The sequence below is a fragment of the Vibrio sp. 1180_3 genome (assembly GCF_029478545.1).
Classification (GTDB): domain Bacteria; phylum Pseudomonadota; class Gammaproteobacteria; order Enterobacterales; family Vibrionaceae; genus Vibrio; species Vibrio aestuarianus.
In genome coordinates this window covers 84689-100399 of record NZ_SJFM01000009.1, presented here as the reverse complement: position 1 = coordinate 100399, position 15711 = coordinate 84689, and the positions used below count along the sequence as shown (strand labels likewise).

The 15711-nt window shown below is 43.3% G+C and carries 14 protein-coding genes; 5 read left to right on the top strand and 9 right to left on the bottom strand.

The genetic code is table 11. The features are described from left to right. Window positions 1-61: 61 nt before the first annotated feature. From EYW48_RS07940 to focA, 5 genes are all read right to left on the bottom strand, one after another. A complete protein-coding gene (locus EYW48_RS07940; protein ID WP_277432214.1) occupies window positions 62-1798 on the bottom strand; it encodes an alpha-galactosidase in 1737 nt (578 codons plus the stop codon). A gap of 185 nt (window positions 1799-1983) precedes the next feature. Next, window positions 1984-4446, bottom strand: coding sequence for a trimethylamine-N-oxide reductase TorA (gene torA / locus EYW48_RS07935; protein ID WP_053309951.1), 2463 nt, complete (start codon window positions 4444-4446; stop codon window positions 1984-1986). 24 nt (window positions 4447-4470) lie between these two features. Next, window positions 4471-5655 (bottom strand): pentaheme c-type cytochrome TorC, encoded by a 1185-nt coding sequence (gene torC / locus EYW48_RS07930; protein ID WP_053309952.1) that lies wholly within the window; start codon window positions 5653-5655, stop codon window positions 4471-4473. 51 nt (window positions 5656-5706) lie between these two features. Continuing rightward, the gene (gene torE, locus EYW48_RS07925; protein WP_053309953.1) at window positions 5707-5883 is read right to left on the bottom strand and encodes a trimethylamine N-oxide reductase system protein TorE; all 177 of its coding nucleotides are present in this window, start codon (window positions 5881-5883) and stop codon (window positions 5707-5709) included. Between the two features lie 839 nt (window positions 5884-6722). After that, a complete protein-coding gene (gene focA / locus EYW48_RS07920; protein ID WP_053309954.1) occupies window positions 6723-7574 on the bottom strand; it encodes a formate transporter FocA in 852 nt (283 codons plus the stop codon). Between the two features lie 406 nt (window positions 7575-7980). On the opposite strand from focA, the gene EYW48_RS07915 reads away from it, so the two are divergent. Continuing rightward, window positions 7981-8214 (top strand): TIGR02647 family protein, encoded by a 234-nt coding sequence (locus EYW48_RS07915; protein WP_168522400.1) that lies wholly within the window; start codon window positions 7981-7983, stop codon window positions 8212-8214. 10 nt (window positions 8215-8224) lie between these two features. Here EYW48_RS07915 and EYW48_RS07910 read toward each other — a convergent pair whose 3' ends face one another. Further along, window positions 8225-8953 carry a transporter substrate-binding domain-containing protein gene (locus EYW48_RS07910; RefSeq protein WP_277432213.1) on the bottom strand — a complete coding sequence of 243 codons (729 nt, stop codon included), beginning with the start codon at window positions 8951-8953 and terminating at the stop codon, window positions 8225-8227. Between the two features lie 33 nt (window positions 8954-8986). Continuing rightward, entirely contained in the window at window positions 8987-9433 is a 447-nt protein-coding gene (locus EYW48_RS07905; RefSeq protein WP_277432212.1) for a PACE efflux transporter, read from the bottom strand. A gap of 96 nt (window positions 9434-9529) precedes the next feature. Between EYW48_RS07905 and EYW48_RS07900 the strand changes: the two genes are divergently transcribed. The 3 genes from EYW48_RS07900 (at window position 9530) to EYW48_RS07890 (ending at window position 11950) form a co-directional block, all read left to right on the top strand. Further along, complete coding sequence (locus EYW48_RS07900) at window positions 9530-10420, top strand: LysR family transcriptional regulator (RefSeq protein WP_053309958.1); 891 nt, start codon at window positions 9530-9532, stop codon at window positions 10418-10420. Between the two features lie 71 nt (window positions 10421-10491). Continuing rightward, window positions 10492-11325 carry an NAD(P)H-binding protein gene (locus EYW48_RS07895; RefSeq protein ID WP_053309959.1) on the top strand — a complete coding sequence of 278 codons (834 nt, stop codon included), beginning with the start codon at window positions 10492-10494 and terminating at the stop codon, window positions 11323-11325. Continuing rightward, window positions 11318-11950, top strand: coding sequence for a YdcF family protein (locus tag EYW48_RS07890; protein WP_277432211.1), 633 nt, complete (start codon window positions 11318-11320; stop codon window positions 11948-11950). The genes EYW48_RS07895 and EYW48_RS07890 overlap by 8 nt, the downstream gene beginning before the upstream one ends. Window positions 11951-12036: 86 nt before the next feature. Here the strand turns inward: EYW48_RS07890 and EYW48_RS07885 are convergent, their stop codons facing one another. After that, a complete protein-coding gene (locus EYW48_RS07885) occupies window positions 12037-12615 on the bottom strand; it encodes a thymidine kinase (RefSeq protein WP_053310443.1) in 579 nt (192 codons plus the stop codon). A gap of 119 nt (window positions 12616-12734) precedes the next feature. Then, window positions 12735-14510 (bottom strand): aspartate--tRNA ligase, encoded by a 1776-nt coding sequence (aspS, locus tag EYW48_RS07880; protein ID WP_053309961.1) that lies wholly within the window; start codon window positions 14508-14510, stop codon window positions 12735-12737. A gap of 275 nt (window positions 14511-14785) precedes the next feature. On the opposite strand from aspS, the gene EYW48_RS07875 reads away from it, so the two are divergent. Next, window positions 14786-15652, top strand: a complete 867-nt coding sequence (locus EYW48_RS07875) for a DUF72 domain-containing protein (RefSeq protein ID WP_274699481.1) — start codon at window positions 14786-14788, stop codon at window positions 15650-15652. Window positions 15653-15711 lie beyond the last annotated feature (59 nt).

The following is a 15711-nucleotide window of genomic DNA, read 5'->3' as shown; positions in this document are numbered from 1 at the left end:
ACACTGTACCTAAATGACTTGAAGTAGGAGAGGTATACAAAGTGTAAAGCACTACCAAATCCTAACCTGAAGTAATAACAGCACGACTGGTTAAACCGCTCGCCAGTGGCACTTCCAGCACCTGAACCGGCTCTACTGATAATTTTTCTCCAGACCAATAATCATACCAATCCACCGCATAATTGGCCGTTAAGGTGTAATCTTGAGCTTTACCACCATAGTTAAACAAACAGTGCAAATCATTACGATCGGTGAGTTTCAAGAAAGCATGATTAAGCGCCAACGACGTTAATTTTGCCGATTCCTGATTATGTTTGTGCCTAATCATTAGTTTAATTAAGCTCTGTTTCGCAAAACTGGTTAGATCCGGAAGTGGGTCACCTGAAAGCAGTAAGCCGCCACAGGCGAGCAGTACATTACGGTGGAATTCGTAGTTTGCGCGCTCGGTCGATTGATTCGGTAAAGAAGTGAACGTGGCACAATCAGGATCAATTTGCCATAACTTACGATGCTGCCAACTTCGGTAGAAAGCCTCTTTCGCTATTTGCTCAAAACGATGTGCGCAGCGCTCGACATCATCCGATACCCGCATCGCATCCACCAAACCTAATGATGGCCACATCGGCGCATTACAGCCCAATAACCAGGCATCTCCCGCCCCCTCGGCAATGGCTTGCATTCCAAGTCGATACGCTTCAACCCCCGTAACTCCTGTTTGGTAGCGACGGCCTTTGAGTGCCCCCCAATAATTAGCGTCTAGTTTGAATAACTCGACGCCCCACTCTTCTCGCATGGTTTTAACAACATAAGTTAAGTGCTCCTGCACTTCGGGATTGGAAGTATCTAAAATATACCAAGGTGTACAACGCCAGCCTCCATAGGTAACTTCGTCTGCTTTCATTGGCTGGCGATTTGCACCTTGTACGAACCAATCGGGGTGTTCTTTAAATACCTGAGATTCTGCTTGAGCGATAAATGGAGCCAGCCAGATCGCCGGTTTTTTCCCCGCTTGCTTGATATCTTCAATGACGGATTTTACACCACGAGTAAATTTATCCGACGGGGTTAGCCAATCTCCCATAAATGCTTGATAACCGTCATCAAGTAATACCCATTCGAGCTCCGCCAGCTCCCCTTGCATACAAGCTACATTTGATATGACGTGCTGCTCTGTTACGTCTGCATAATAAGCATACCAAGAACACCAGCCGATAGGTGCTTGCTGGGTAACCCCTGAACGAGGCTGATGATGCACCATAATATGTTGAGCATACTCGTGATAAAGCGTAGATAACGACTCCCCTCTTAAGATAACCACCGATTCTAATTGATTTTCGGCCCAATCTTGTGGATGCGTATTTTCCCCATCAATAGCAGCAACGAGGTAAGAATGTCCTCTCTCTTCAATCATCTCAAAGTATCCGGCAAAACGATGACATGAAGTAAAACCGAACAGTTGATAGCCTGTAGATTCTTCAACCACCAAATAGTTGTAGTACCGTTTTGTATCTTGGGGGGAATAGATACGATAGCTTAAGCTGTTATCTGGACAGCGACCTACATCTTGCGGGTAATGTGGCTGGCCTGCCGTTTGCGCTAACATTTGGAAACCATCGCCGATCACTTTCGCGTCAGATTCTACGTCGAATAAGAGACGAAATAATGCATAGCGATCAGAAATCGGGGAATTGTGAATTCCCGCATAGGAAAAATGAAGTTCACAACCTTGCAGCTCAGCATTCAAATCCGATTGGAGTAGTTCCACTTCTCGATGGCACGGTAGCAGTATTGTTGTCATGGTAACCTCAGCAAAAATGACTGTTATTAACAGTGTCTAATGAATTAATAACTCAGTTAGTTAATTGGGTCACGTTTTATCTTGGTTAACTACTTATCAACCGATTTGTTCAATAATAAGAAAGAATAATGCCAGCTCAAAGGCTGGCATTGCAATATCACTTAAGATGTAAGTCTCTGCTAGGGTTAGACGACTTCTAGTGGTCCACCGAACGACGTTACTGGCGGCACTTTACCGGTAAACTTCTCGAAGTCGACAATACACGTATTGGCTGAAGTCGCCTGCGCTAGCTCAGATGACCCCACATCTAACGTTAAGGTATTTGGATCACCATAAGTACAGATAGCACCATCTTTCTCGCTGAGCGGCCCATACCATGCGCCTTCTTCGATACGAATGATACCACGAGGGTAGCTATCTGATAGCACAGCCCCAGCAAGTAACTGACCACGATCGTTATATACTCGAACCAAATCGCCGTCTTTAATGCCTTTTTCCTTAGCATCAATCGGGTTGATATAGACAGGTTCACGACCTTGCACCGCGTAAGTTGCACGATACTCTTCAGATTCACACATTTGTGAATGCAGGCGTTTATCAGGGTGACAAGACTGTAACCAGTACGGGTGTTTTTCCGAACCTGGACCGCCATGAGAACGTTCGGTTTTCTCAAACCACATTGGGTGATCTTGGCAATGTTCATAACCATAACGCCCGATTTTACGTGACGTAATTTCAATGAAACCTGATGGCGTACCTAGCGCGTTGATCTCTGGATCTTTACGGAAATCCGCATGACGAACCCAAGGTTTACCTTCGCCAAAATCAAGCACGCTTTGCTCCCAGAATGCATCAAATTCAGGTAGTTCAAATTTACCAGCATTGGCTTTCTTACAATCTTCATACAGTGAGCGTACCCACTCCATTTCATCCATTCCACGAGTAAATTCCTCATGGCGGCCAAAACGGCGAGTCAGTTCAGTGAAAATCTCAAAGTCAGTACGAGATTGGAACAACGGATCAACCAAACGATGCATTGCAATCAAACCCTTACCTGAGTACGAGCCGTAAACGTCGATATCATTGCGCTCGAACTGTGTACAAGCTGGCAGTACGATATCAGAGAAACGACATGTTGCAGTCCAAGCAAAATCAACTGTCACTACGGTTTGAAGCTTGCGGAATGCTTTCTTCATGCGGTTACGGTCTTGATGATGGTGCCACGGATTATTACCCGAGATAACCATCATCTTATAATCCGGCAATTTTACTTTTGAACCGTTATAACGGATCTCTTTACCGGGTTCTAACAAACAGTCAACCCAACGCGCAACAGGGATGGTTTTACTGTAGCCGTTGTAATTCTCGTTATCCCATTTCGGTTTAGAACCGGTATCCAAGTTACGAGGAAAACCACCTGGCGCAGCAAAACCGGTTGATGACACACCAATACCTGAATAATGGTGTCCATAAGAAATACCACCACCAGGTAGGCCAATTTGACCAACCATAGCCGCAATAACCGCGCCCGCCCAGTATGGCTGTTCACCATGCTCTTGACGTTGGATACACCAACCAAACAGCAACTGCGTGCGGCCATTAACTAACATGCGAGCGAATTCGCGGATTTTCTCAGCGTTTACACCACAGATCTCAGCCGCCCACTCTGGGGTTTTAACGACTTTATCTTTCGTTTCACCTTGCACATACTGAATGAAGGTATCAAAACCTAGACAGTATGTTTTAATGAACTCTTTGTCGTAAAGATCTTCGTTATAAAGCACATGCGCCACCGCTAACATAAACGCCACATCAGTCTGTGGGTTAATGTATAAGTGGTCGTTTTCTAGGAAACGTTGTGTTTTGTTCTTGACTGGATCGACCGACAGTACGTTTATCTCCCCTTTTGCTACCTTTTCTTTTAACTGCTCAAGGTAAGGGAAGGATTGGTGAGTTTCACAGTTCCAACCAACTTGGAGGTTTTTGACAGGGTCGGTTGCCCACAGCACAATATTGTCTGAATTTTCTAAGATTTCAGACCACGATGTACCTTGAGCATACACTTCGGTTGAACCCAATACGTAAGGCAAAATCGTTTGACCTGCCCCTGTCGAGTAGTCACCGACTTTGCTGATGAAGTTACCGTGCATACCTACGCCACGTTGCATCATCGCCGTACAGTTGTGGAAAGAACCAGTCTGGTTCCAACCCGTTTGACCTGCGTGTAATGCCCATGGGCCATAATCTTTCTGAACACGTTCTAGTTCACGATAAAATAGGTCCAACGCTTCATCCCAAGTCACTCGGATGAAACGATTATTACCACGCGTTTCTGCGCTGTACTTATGCTTCTTCAACCAGTCAAGGCGAACCATTGGGTAACGCACACGCGAAGGGCTATAAATAATGCCCTTAATGCCGTTAAGCATATCGGTTGGGTGAGTATCAGACTCTAACGGTTTGATCTCTTGAACTTTACCCGCGTAGATATGGGCGCGAAATGCGCCCCAGTGAGAACCGGATACTTTCCACGTTCCTGTTGTTTCTGCGGCATTAGCTGCTGTCGAGGCCAGTAAACTAGGGCCAATAACCGACGCCGCGCTGGTGGTTGCTACACCTTTAAGAAAACTTCTTCGTGTAATAGCCATTTTAAAAACTCCGTGTGACGTTGATTAATGGTGACCTTCAGCAAAATCTGAAGAGTGTTTTTGCAAATACTTCAATACTAAGGCTTCACTGTCAGTATCAAAGTTAACGAACGCCATCATACCGTTGAACATACCTGGCCAAGTATTCGCATCAAAGTGCGCTTCATCTGGTTGAGTGTGACAAACAGAGCAGTTGGTTTTGTAAGCTTCACTGGCTTTTTCCCAGATAGGGGCAACATCGCTTAGCATCGCTTCTTTCTTCATCCAGACTTTCGCACTGACTTTCTCCCATGGAAGGCCTGTCAGATCATCCACTTTTTTCTCACCAACAGCCACGATAGAATCACTTTGGGCCGCTTCTTTCATCAGCGAACCTACCGCGATATTCATACCGAAGTCTTCTTGAATCACACGACCAAAGCCTTTGGCTTTTCTCCAACCATCAATTTCGACCTGTACCATCTCACCTTTCTCATCAAGAACGGTTACGGTAGAGGCTGGGTTGAGTAAACCGGCTTCAACTTTAGCTTGTGCATCTTCATAAACCGGTAAGAAACGAACGCTGACAATCTGTTTGCCGACAGAGTAATCGGTACGAGATGCCATACCTTCAAGCTCACCAATTAGGCCACCTGAACTGTCCATATTTTTCGGCAAGTTATGCGCAATGCCTTTATGGCAATCAACACAACTTTGATCTTTCTCTGCCGCCTGTTTCATTTGAATTCGCGCGGTTGGAGACATTTGCTCGAAATCCATAGATTCGTAGTTATGGCAATTTTTACACTCTAAGGACTTGTTAGCAGAAAAACGATCCCATTCATGTTTTGCCAATTCAATACGACGTTCTTCAAACTTTTCAGGTGTACCTAAGTCACCAAAAATTTGTGCAAACACTTCTTTAGAAGCTTGCATTTTACGCGCAATTTTTGCCGTCCATTCATGTGGAACATGGCAATCAGGACATGTAGCGCGAACACCTGAGTGATTTTTCCAGTGAACCGTTTCTTGTAATTCAACGTACACATTGTCACGCATGGTGTGACAACTGATGCAGAATTCTTCAGTATTGGTTGCTTCCAGTGCGGTATTGAAACCACCCCAGAAAATGACACCAGCGATAAAGCCCCCCATGGTTAACACACCAAGGCTGATGTGAACCGCTGGGCGGGTCATGGTTCGCCAGATTTTGACTAACAATGATTTCATGATTAGCTCTCTTAAAATTTCGATCAAAAGTGGAAGTTATAAGCTACGGAACTAACCGTGCACACCTGGGGGACCTAAGAAGAATACTTGTAGCATCCAAACAATAAATCCATAGCCACCAACAAAGGCGATACTTAAGATCGGAAAGAGAACTACGGTAATTAAGAGGAAAGATTTCCATTCAAGAGAACGCTTCTCACCACTCTCCATTTTATTAACATCACTCATACATTTACCTATTTTGTAATGAAGTAATTTTGAGTAGCTCGGCCTAACAAGCCAAACTTTTACAATTTCTAATGTAAAATGTTAGACCATACTCTTAGTAAGGTTCAATAAATTAACACCTCACCAGGCCTTTAATAACACACTTTTTTGAGCTCATACCGAGTTGTGTTTTATTAAAAAACCATGTGTAAATATATGAATAAATGTGTCATTTTAATTTTGTTTTAAATATGTTAAACGGGAAACAAAATGAATACATCCATCAAGTGCAATAAAAATGTATGACTGAAAAACCTCCCCCAAAATGGATAAAAAAAACGCGACAGTGTAAAGAAAATGTTGCTAGAAAATGCAAGGGAAACATGATTTTCTCCCTGTAAAATTAGACCTAAACAAGGCGTAATTAGGGAAACTAAAGACGAATTCGAGGAGAGAAAGTAATGAAAGTTAATCTATACCCAAACAACTTGAAATTGTAGGTAAGCGGCAAGTGAGTTCATCCCCATGAGCATAGATAAACCATGCGATTAAAGTGAACTAACGTAGCCATCACCGCTGCAACTTCAAATAGGAAGAGGATAAGATAGGAAAGTCAACGATGCGTGACAGGCAATAAGGGAAATACTTGCCCTAATAGAGTGCATTAGTACACAAAAGCTATCCGATTTTCGTGCTAAAAATCATCAAGTTAATCTTACACACGATCTTTAAAACAGCTTATCCACAGAAATTGTGGATAAGCTAGCTATCCCCTGAAAAAACCTTTAGCGGTGAGTTTATTCTAGGGTTTAAAAAAGCGACGTTAAACGTCGCTTTAAAGTAATTGATAAACCCCACTATCAGTGTGATTCATCCCGCAGGTAAATAAGCCAATACCACATACCAACAAACACACCGCCACCAATAATATTACCAATGGTCACTGGTAGTAGGTTATTCATTAAAAAACCCATCAAATTCAAGTCAGCATAATCGGCAATATTGGCTCCTGTCATTTGCCAAAATTCAGCTGGAGCAAAATATTTAATACCAATCGCCATAGGAACTTGGAACATGTTGGCAATACAGTGCTCAAAACCAGCTGCGACAAACATTGCAACAGGTAAAATCATCACCATAATTTTATCGGTTAAAGTACGACCGCTAAAAGTCATCCAAACCGCAATACAGACCAATACATTACACATAATGCCAAGCGCAATGGCTTGTAAAAACTCATGATGCAGTTTGTGCTGAGAGATAGCCATGGCGTTTAGTCCAACTTGACCGCCATCAAACATATACTGCTTAGACACCAGCATGCAGGCAACCAACAACAGCGCCCCGGCTAAATTGCCAAAATAAACAATGACCCAGTTTTTGATCAACATTCCCCATGAAATTTTACCACTGGCTCGAGCCACTAGAGTTAATACCGAGCTAGTAAAAAGTTCACCACCAGTCACCACCACCAAGATCAGCCCCAAACTGAAAGCAAGGCCACCAATAAAGCGACTTAAACCCCAAGCCATGTCACCAGTGCCAGTCGTTACTGTGGTATAAAAAACGAAAGCAATACCGATGTGTAAACCTGCTGAAATAGCAAGTAAGAACGACTTGACTGGGTCTTTGGTTGCTTTTCCAACACCAGTTTCCGCAGCGCGTTCAGCCATTTGTGGTGGCATTAAGGAATCAAATTGGTTTAAGTTCATGGTGAAACATTTTGAAACAAGTAATAGAGGACGCGGATAATCGCTCCATTTCCCGATCAATTCAAGGGCTATTTTTGATGTTTACTGAAAATGTTTTTACCGTGACATGATGCATGGAATTTAATCATGCAAACAGATGTCAATTCAGAATAATTGTCGATTTATTGCACATTGATGATTTTATCTCTTCAGTTCGATTAATGCCGACATTCTCAATATGCACACTCAATGCAAGTTAGACAGTTATCAGCGCTGCAATGAGAATCGGGGGTTTCTGACTCAATGGATAATACTGTGTGAAATATCCCCAATTTGGTTGCAGCTAACACTTCTTACAACAACTGATTGCAGCAACATCAAGAGCAATTTATGGTGAGAAAAAATCATTCACTATATAGGTGCCGAGATGAAATTTACTCAACAACATATCGCCGAGCTAAATCTGCTGCTTCAATTTGACTTAAGCAGTGCTGCGACAGGCATTAAAGTGCACAATGATGCATCTGAAGAGATACAATCTGCAGTGAAAAGCTTGTTTAATAAAAATCTATGTACTCTGCCTGACGGTGGCTACTTGACCGATGAAGGCATTGAAGTGGCTGAACATGCGGAGCGAGTCTTACGAGTGCTATGCTCTTAACCAATAGCGTTTATTTGTGATTCAGACGTTGGGCTATAGCATCAATATCCACTTGCTTTAGCCCTTCATTAAACACTCCTCTCCATCTCCTACCTTGTTCTGTATTCTTAAATGCAACAAACAATTCAGCATCCAACAATAACCTTTCATTCATTTTGACTCGTGATTTAAGGATATCTGCTCTTGCGTCTGTAGCAACTAAATATTCAAACACGTTGACATCAATCACCGCAAGATCAAGCCTCCCTTTGGCCACTTTGTAAATATTATGTCTGTCATCAATTTCAGCCTCCCAATCAACCTCACCTTTTTCAATTAGCTCATCCAACTCAGCAGTATTTTTATAGCCTTGCACAACACCAAGACGGTAATCGGTCAAGTCCTGTAAAGACTGCCATAAAATTGGTTTTGCTATCGCCTCAACAAAACCAAGAGGCCCTGTCCCTATTGGCTCAGAAAATACAAAACTGTCCGTTTCGAAAAAATATTCAGGGAAGTAACCAATATAGAGATCTTTCTTAGCGACCGATGCAACCGTGCGTGACCATGGATTAAAATCGACCTCGAGCTCATAACCCATGATATCGAATGCGGCTCGTGCAACTGCCACAGAAAAACCATTTTCTATCAAACTAACGCCAGAATAAGGCGGCCACTCCAATGAAGTGAGGTAAACCGTCTGCCGTTCAGCATTCACATTAAAGGCAACTAGTAATATGAGTAATATTCTCAACTTCACGCCCTGAAATCTCCTCACTACTCAGTTACTTAACTATTTTAGCTCATCACTCTTTTGAGCCTCTGCTCTTAAAGACAAAAGTTTATACGGTTGCCATTTATCATAGCACCAGTTAAAGACCATCGTATAAATAAAGAAAAACACTAGGAATCCAATATCCAATATCAGTGCTTGCCAAAGCGTGATCTCTAAAATCCAAGCAATAGCAGGGATAGACACAAAAACCAGCCCACCTTCAAAACCAGTGGTATGTAAGAGCCGTATTTTCGCGCTTCGACCAGATCTATCACTGCCAAATAATCGATCAAATAGAATGTTGTATTGATAGTTCCAAACTACGGCAAGTAAGCTTAATCCTGCCCCCACCATAGCCAAGTCACCACTACCCTGCCCTGTAATCAAGGCTGAAAGAGGAATTAAAATTGCAAGTGCGGTAAGTTCAAAAACAACAGCATGGAAAATTCGTTCTTTGACCGACATAGAATCTCTCTTATTTTTGATTGAGATATTTTTGATGCCGTCATTTTCATCTATATTATAGATACTTAAAAATTAGATAGTATCGGTTAAATAGATATGTTGAGCATTGAACAATTAGAAGCTTATGTTGCAACGATCACTTCAGGGTCGTTTTCAGGTGCTGCTCGGCAACTCGGCAAGGCACAATCGGTGATTAGCCAACACATAATGAACCTTGAGATTGATTGTGGCGTCACTTTATTTAACCGTTCCGGTCGATACCCACAGCTCACGACCGAAGGTAAGAAGCTGTTACCTTATGCTGAAGCGACCTTGCAACAACATCGACGCCTAACCCACCATGCCAAGTTGCTCGCTTCTACACCGAATCAACAATTTTCATTGGCCATGGACGAAGGTATTCCGCTGCAAGGTATTCCGCGTCTATTTAGCGAGTTATCTTTGCAGTTTCCGATGATTGAAATAGAGTGTCTGAGCGCTTCAAGTTCTGACGTCATCGAGATGGTGGAACAAGGAAGAGCCACCTGTGGGATCGTATTTAGTGAATTTGTGTTACCCAGCAATTTAGATTTCGAAAGTGTTGGCTCGATAAAATTTGATGTCTACGTCGCTGCTGGACATGAACTGGCTCGTAACAAGGCGGCACATATTGATATGCTTAGGCTTCATCGACAATTAATTATTCGCTCACGTAACCATAAGTTCAGTAGCGTCAATCAAGCACTCAGCCCCGACATTTGGTATGCCGATAATTATTATTTATTGCTGGAGATGGCAATTGATGGTCTTGGTTGGTGCTTACTGCCAACTCACCTCGCGGAAAGTGAACATGCCCGTGGTAAACTGGTTCGCGTTCCGGTGGAGTTTGAACAATTAGCTTGGTTTACGAATATCGACGTGATTCAACATCAAAAATTGAGTTCTGACCCTATTCACAAAGCCGCGCGGCAACTTCTTCGGACACTTCGTCCATTGGCATTTTCTTAAGAAAACGACCACTCGTTGGTCAAGGTAGAACCTCTATTTAATGATGTAACAACTTAGGGAGAACTTGTTTCATGAGTACAATAACGATTATCGGTACAGGCTGGCTAGGTCTTCCCTTAGCGCAAACTCTGTCTACGAAAGCGCACAATGTTTATGCTAGCCGAACCACCCTTTCTGGTGTTGACGAGCTGACAGACAAAAGGTTACACGCTTTTCGCTGCGATCTAACTCAGCGCGATCACAGTTTATCCCAACACCTTATTCAGCAACACAGTGACATTGTTATTGGCTGTTTTCCGCCGGGCTTACGAAAAGGAAAAGGGCAAGACTACCCCATGCAGTGGCAATATTTGGTTGAGCAAGCCAAACTCGCCAATGTGAAAAAAATAATTATGGTCAGTTCTACATCGGTGTACCCTAACGTAGCAAAGGAAATGTTAGAACAAGATGCCTCATTATTGTTGGCACAACAAAATGAAGCCTTCAGTGATGGTGCACGAATTATGCTCCAAGCCGAACAATATGTGATCGATTCTGATCTTAATTACGTTATCGTGCGCTGTAGTGGGTTAATTGGCCCGAATCGTCATCCCTCGCGCTTTGCGGCGCGCCTGCCGCAAGTCAGTCGATTGGCACCGGCAAATATGTTGCATCTGGAGGATGCTGTCGGAGTGGTGACTTTTGCTGCGGAAAAATTGTCGAATCAAATTGTGAATGCCACGACACCACAAACTGTCAGTAAAGCCGAGTTTTATCAAGCAGCGCTGAATGCCGCACAATTAAACTCTCCTCTCCCTCCCATTGTCGACATTGCAGATAAACGCATAATGAGTAACAAAATCGAACAATTAGGTTATCAATTCCACTATGGCAACACGTTAGAGGCACTCGCGATCCATGAGTAAACATCTATACCAACATATCGAAACGCTCTGGCAATACATGCAAATGGGGCAACAACTCAGCCAGGCTGACGTTATCCTTGTTTTTTGCAGCAATGATATTCGTGTTGCTGAATATGCAGCCTCTCTATACCATCAAAAAATGGCACCTTACCTACTGTTTTCAGGTGGTCAGGGCCGTTTTACTGAAGGACTTTTTGACAAAAGCGAAGCGGAAACATTTGCCACCATTGCTAAAGATGCAGGCGTACCGAGTGAACATATTCTACTCGAAACTCACGCCACAAATTCAGGAGAGAACGTGCTATTAACTCACGAGCTACTTCAGCAAAAATCGATACAAACACAGCGTATTATTTTGGTTCAAAAACCATTTATGGAACGCCGAGCCTTTGCGACTTTCGAAAAACAATGGCCTGAGCATTATCAATCACTGGTTGTGACCTCGACTGGCGAATCGTTTTTCGATTACCTCAACGAGGAATTCACTTTAGATGTGGCATTGACTGCCCTACTTGAGGATTTTTCGAGGATAAAAACCTACCCCGAGCAAGGCTTTCAAACGAAGCAAATTATTTCAGATGAGGTCGAGCAAGCGTATCACGCTTTATTGAGATTAAACCTTTGACCAAAATATACAAAGGGAGGCTAACCTCCCTTTGTATAAGACTGCGGTTGGGGTCAACGGATATACTACAGCTTCAAGGAGGAGGGCTATTTGCCTAACGCTTCTTTATAGTGCTCGCGGCAAACTGAAACATATTTATCGTTACCGCCAATAGCCACTTGATCACCTTCTGCGATCGCGACACCATGTTCGTCCGTTCGGATCACCATATTGGCTTTACGGCCACAATGACAAATCGTTTTCAATTCCACCAGCTTATCGGCCCAAGAAAGCAAATACTTGCTGCCTTCAAACAACTCACCAAGGAAATCCGTGCGTAAGCCGTAGCAAAGTACGGGAATGTGTAGTTTATCGACCACTTCAGTTAATTGATACACCTGCTCTTTGGATAAGAATTGGCACTCATCGACCAAGATACAGTGGCGCTTTTGCTGTTTATTCAATGCTTCAATTTCTTGATAAAGATTACTTTCAGCATGAAATAATTGAGCATCAGATTCTAAACCAATACGTGAGCTTACTTTTCCAACACCAAAACGATCGTCGATCGCCGCCGTGAAAATGACCGGCGTCATGCCACGTTCTTGATAATTAAATGAAGATTGCAGAAGTGTTGTGGATTTCCCTGCATTCATCGCAGAGTAGTAGAAATACATTTGAGCCAAAAGAAAGGTTCCTGTCACTAAGTCAATTGGCGAGAGAGACATGCTCACTCAAATTACGAGGTTGCTTTATAACCAACCAAAAATAAAGAGGGTGACTTTCGCCACCCTACTCACTATTTTTATTCAGCTTTTTCTTTGGCTGCGGTAACAGCGATAGCCAACTCTTGCAGCGAAGCTGGGTTCGCTAGGCTTGGAGCATCTGTTAGCAGACACGCTGCAGCGGTCGTTTTAGGGAAGGCGATCACATCACGAATATTCTCGGTCCCACACAACAACATCACAAGACGGTCAAGGCCAAAGGCAAGACCTGCATGCGGTGGCGTACCGAATTTCAGTGCGTCTAGAAGGAAACCAAATTTCAGTTTTTGCTCAGCTTCATCGATACCAAGGATATCGAAAACGGTTGATTGCATTTCTGCATTGTGAATACGTACCGAACCGCCGCCAACTTCATAACCGTTTAGAACCATGTCATAAGCATTAGAGTTAGCAACCGCAGGGTTAGCTTTCAGCTCTTCAGCCGTTAAATTCAATGGCGATGTGAACGGGTGGTGCATAGCATGTAGGTTGCCTTCGTCATCTTCCTCAAACATTGGGAAATCAACAACCCATAACGGTGCCCATGCTTTGTCATTGGTGATCTCTAGGTCTTTACCCAACTTCAAACGTAGTGCACCCAATGCTTCAGAAACAACGTTTGCCTTGTCCGCGCCAAATAGAATGATGTCGCCAGACTCTGCTTGTGTGCGATCTAAAATACCGTTTACCACATCCTCAGAAAGGAATTTCGCGACTGGAGATTGAACACCTTCCATACCTGCAGCGCGGTCGTTGACCTTCATCCATGCCAAACCTTTCGCACCATAAATACCAACAAACTCAGCATAGCTATCAATTTGCTTACGAGTCAATGCAGCGCCACCAGGAACACGGATAACCGCTACGCGGCCTTTTTCATCGTTTGCAGGGCCTGAGAATACTTTAAAATCAACATCTTTAACTAGGTCTGCAACATCGACAAGCTCTAATGGGTTACGTAGATCCGGTTTGTCGCTACCAAAACGACGCATCGCTTCGCTATACGGCATCACAGGGAAATCACCTAAGTCTACATTTAGTAGCTCAAGCCACATGTTACGAACCATTTTTTCCGTCACTTCACGCACTTGATCGGCGCTCATAAATGACGTTTCAATATCGATTTGAGTAAATTCTGGTTGGCGATCAGCACGTAAATCTTCGTCACGGAAGCATTTTACGATTTGGTAGTAACGGTCAAAACCAGACATCATCAGCAATTGCTTAAACAACTGAGGAGATTGTGGCAATGCATAGAAGCTGCCTTTGTGAACACGACTTGGCACTAAGTAATCACGCGCACCTTCTGGTGTCGCTTTGGTAAGCACAGGTGTTTCAATATCAAGGAAGCCATTTTCATCTAAGAAACGACGAACGAAGCTTGATGCTTTAGCACGCAGTTTAATGCGATCACTCATTTCTGGACGACGTAGGTCAAGATAGCGATATTTTAAACGCTGCTCTTCAGAGTTCTTTTGGTTGAAATCGAGAGGCAGTACATCTGAACGGTTAATGATTTCAAGACCCGTTGCTAGAATTTCAACTTCACCCGTTGCCATATCTTTATTGATTTGGCTTTCAGGACGAGCGCGAACCTCACCAGTCAACTTAATGCAGAACTCATTACGCAGTTGGTTGGCAACTTCAAATACATCGGCCATATCCGGATCAACCACCACCTGAACGATGCCTTCACGATCTCGCATATCAACAAAAATAAGACCGCCTAAATCACGACGGCGATTAACCCAGCCGCACAACTCTACAGTTTGTCCTGCGAGGGACTTGTTCAGGTGACCACAATAATGGCTACGCATAATGAATTTCCCAATCTCTAATTAGTTATCAATTCTAAGCTACTGAGCTTCAATGTCTCGGCAGCGCAAAGTTCCATTTATACGCTGAAAGATGCGCAAAATCGACCTTCCAGAATACAATTTGTTGTGTTTTATCAAGCGTTGCTGCTTTTTAGGCCAATAATCAACCAAAATAGTCATACAACCGAAAAATTGGAGCTGATTATAGCGTTAAAATATCCAAATCATCAAAACTCTCGTAGAGTAATTCTTTTAAAAGTGAATAAAAGGTAGTTATGGCAGATTTACCACTACGACTGGGGCTCACTCTTTGGTCACACCCTAGATGGCAAAGCGGATTCTATGGTTCTGGCACCCAAGCAGCACAACGGCTAGAAAAGTATGCCAGCGTATTTCATACCGTCGAAGGCAATACCACCTTCTATGCATCTCCCTCTGCCAATACGGTGCAAAACTGGAAAGCAGCAACCAGTGATCACTTTCGTTTTACTTTTAAATTGCCAAAGGCCATTACTCACCAATACATGCTGAATGGTTGTCAGGATCAACTCAAAACGTTCATGACATTAATGGAGCCATTACATCATCGCGTCGGCCTTTGGACTATTCAATTACCCGCAGCTTTCGGCCCGCAACATATCGCTAGTTTAAAAAGGTTCTGCACCTATTTCCCTGCCAATTTCCCTTTGGGCATTGAAGTACGACACCTTGAATTTTTTGCCAAAGGGGAAGCTGAGAAACAATTGAATCAATGGTTATTGGAAACCAACGCCAATCGGATCATTATGGATAGTCGCCCTGTTTTTGCGGCAAAACCGACGACAGAAGCCATTATTGATGCCCACAAAAAGAAACCAAAAGTACCGGTCCATGCGATTAGCACTGCGGATAAACCAATGGTTCGCTTTATTGGCCACCCTGAATTAGAGGCTAACCTGCCCTTTTTTACCCCTTGGATGGCTAAGTTGCCACAATGGATTGCACAAGGTAAGCAGCCTTACTTAATGATACATACGCCAGATAATGTCGAAGCTCCGCAGCTTGCCTTAAAGCTCTACCAACAACTTCAACAGCAGATTACGCTGCCCAAACTGGCTTCATTTCCTGCACAGAAAAATAACCACCAAATCACCATGTTTTAAAGTTACTGCTTGAGATTAATGACAGACGCATGGTTTTCTCATAAAATACGCGCCTTTTT

Excerpts from the sequence above, each read along its gene's own strand:
- EYW48_RS07940 (WP_277432214.1), bottom strand. The coding sequence starts at position 1,798 with ATGACAACAATACTGCTACCGTGCCATCGAGAAGTGGAACTACTCCAA.
- torA (WP_053309951.1), bottom strand. The coding sequence starts at position 4,446 with ATGGCTATTACACGAAGAAGTTTTCTTAAAGGTGTAGCAACCACCAGC.
- torC (WP_053309952.1), bottom strand. The coding sequence starts at position 5,655 with ATGAAATCATTGTTAGTCAAAATCTGGCGAACCATGACCCGCCCAGCG.
- torE (WP_053309953.1), bottom strand. The coding sequence starts at position 5,883 with ATGAGTGATGTTAATAAAATGGAGAGTGGTGAGAAGCGTTCTCTTGAA.
- focA (WP_053309954.1), bottom strand. The coding sequence starts at position 7,574 with ATGAACTTAAACCAATTTGATTCCTTAATGCCACCACAAATGGCTGAA.
- EYW48_RS07915 (WP_168522400.1), top strand. The coding sequence starts at position 7,981 with ATGAAATTTACTCAACAACATATCGCCGAGCTAAATCTGCTGCTTCAA.
- EYW48_RS07905 (WP_277432212.1), bottom strand. The coding sequence starts at position 9,433 with ATGTCGGTCAAAGAACGAATTTTCCATGCTGTTGTTTTTGAACTTACC.
- EYW48_RS07900 (WP_053309958.1), top strand. The coding sequence starts at position 9,530 with ATGTTGAGCATTGAACAATTAGAAGCTTATGTTGCAACGATCACTTCA.
- EYW48_RS07895 (WP_053309959.1), top strand. The coding sequence starts at position 10,492 with ATGAGTACAATAACGATTATCGGTACAGGCTGGCTAGGTCTTCCCTTA.
- EYW48_RS07890 (WP_277432211.1), top strand. The coding sequence starts at position 11,318 with ATGAGTAAACATCTATACCAACATATCGAAACGCTCTGGCAATACATG.
- aspS (WP_053309961.1), bottom strand. The coding sequence starts at position 14,510 with ATGCGTAGCCATTATTGTGGTCACCTGAACAAGTCCCTCGCAGGACAA.
- EYW48_RS07875 (WP_274699481.1), top strand. The coding sequence starts at position 14,786 with ATGGCAGATTTACCACTACGACTGGGGCTCACTCTTTGGTCACACCCT.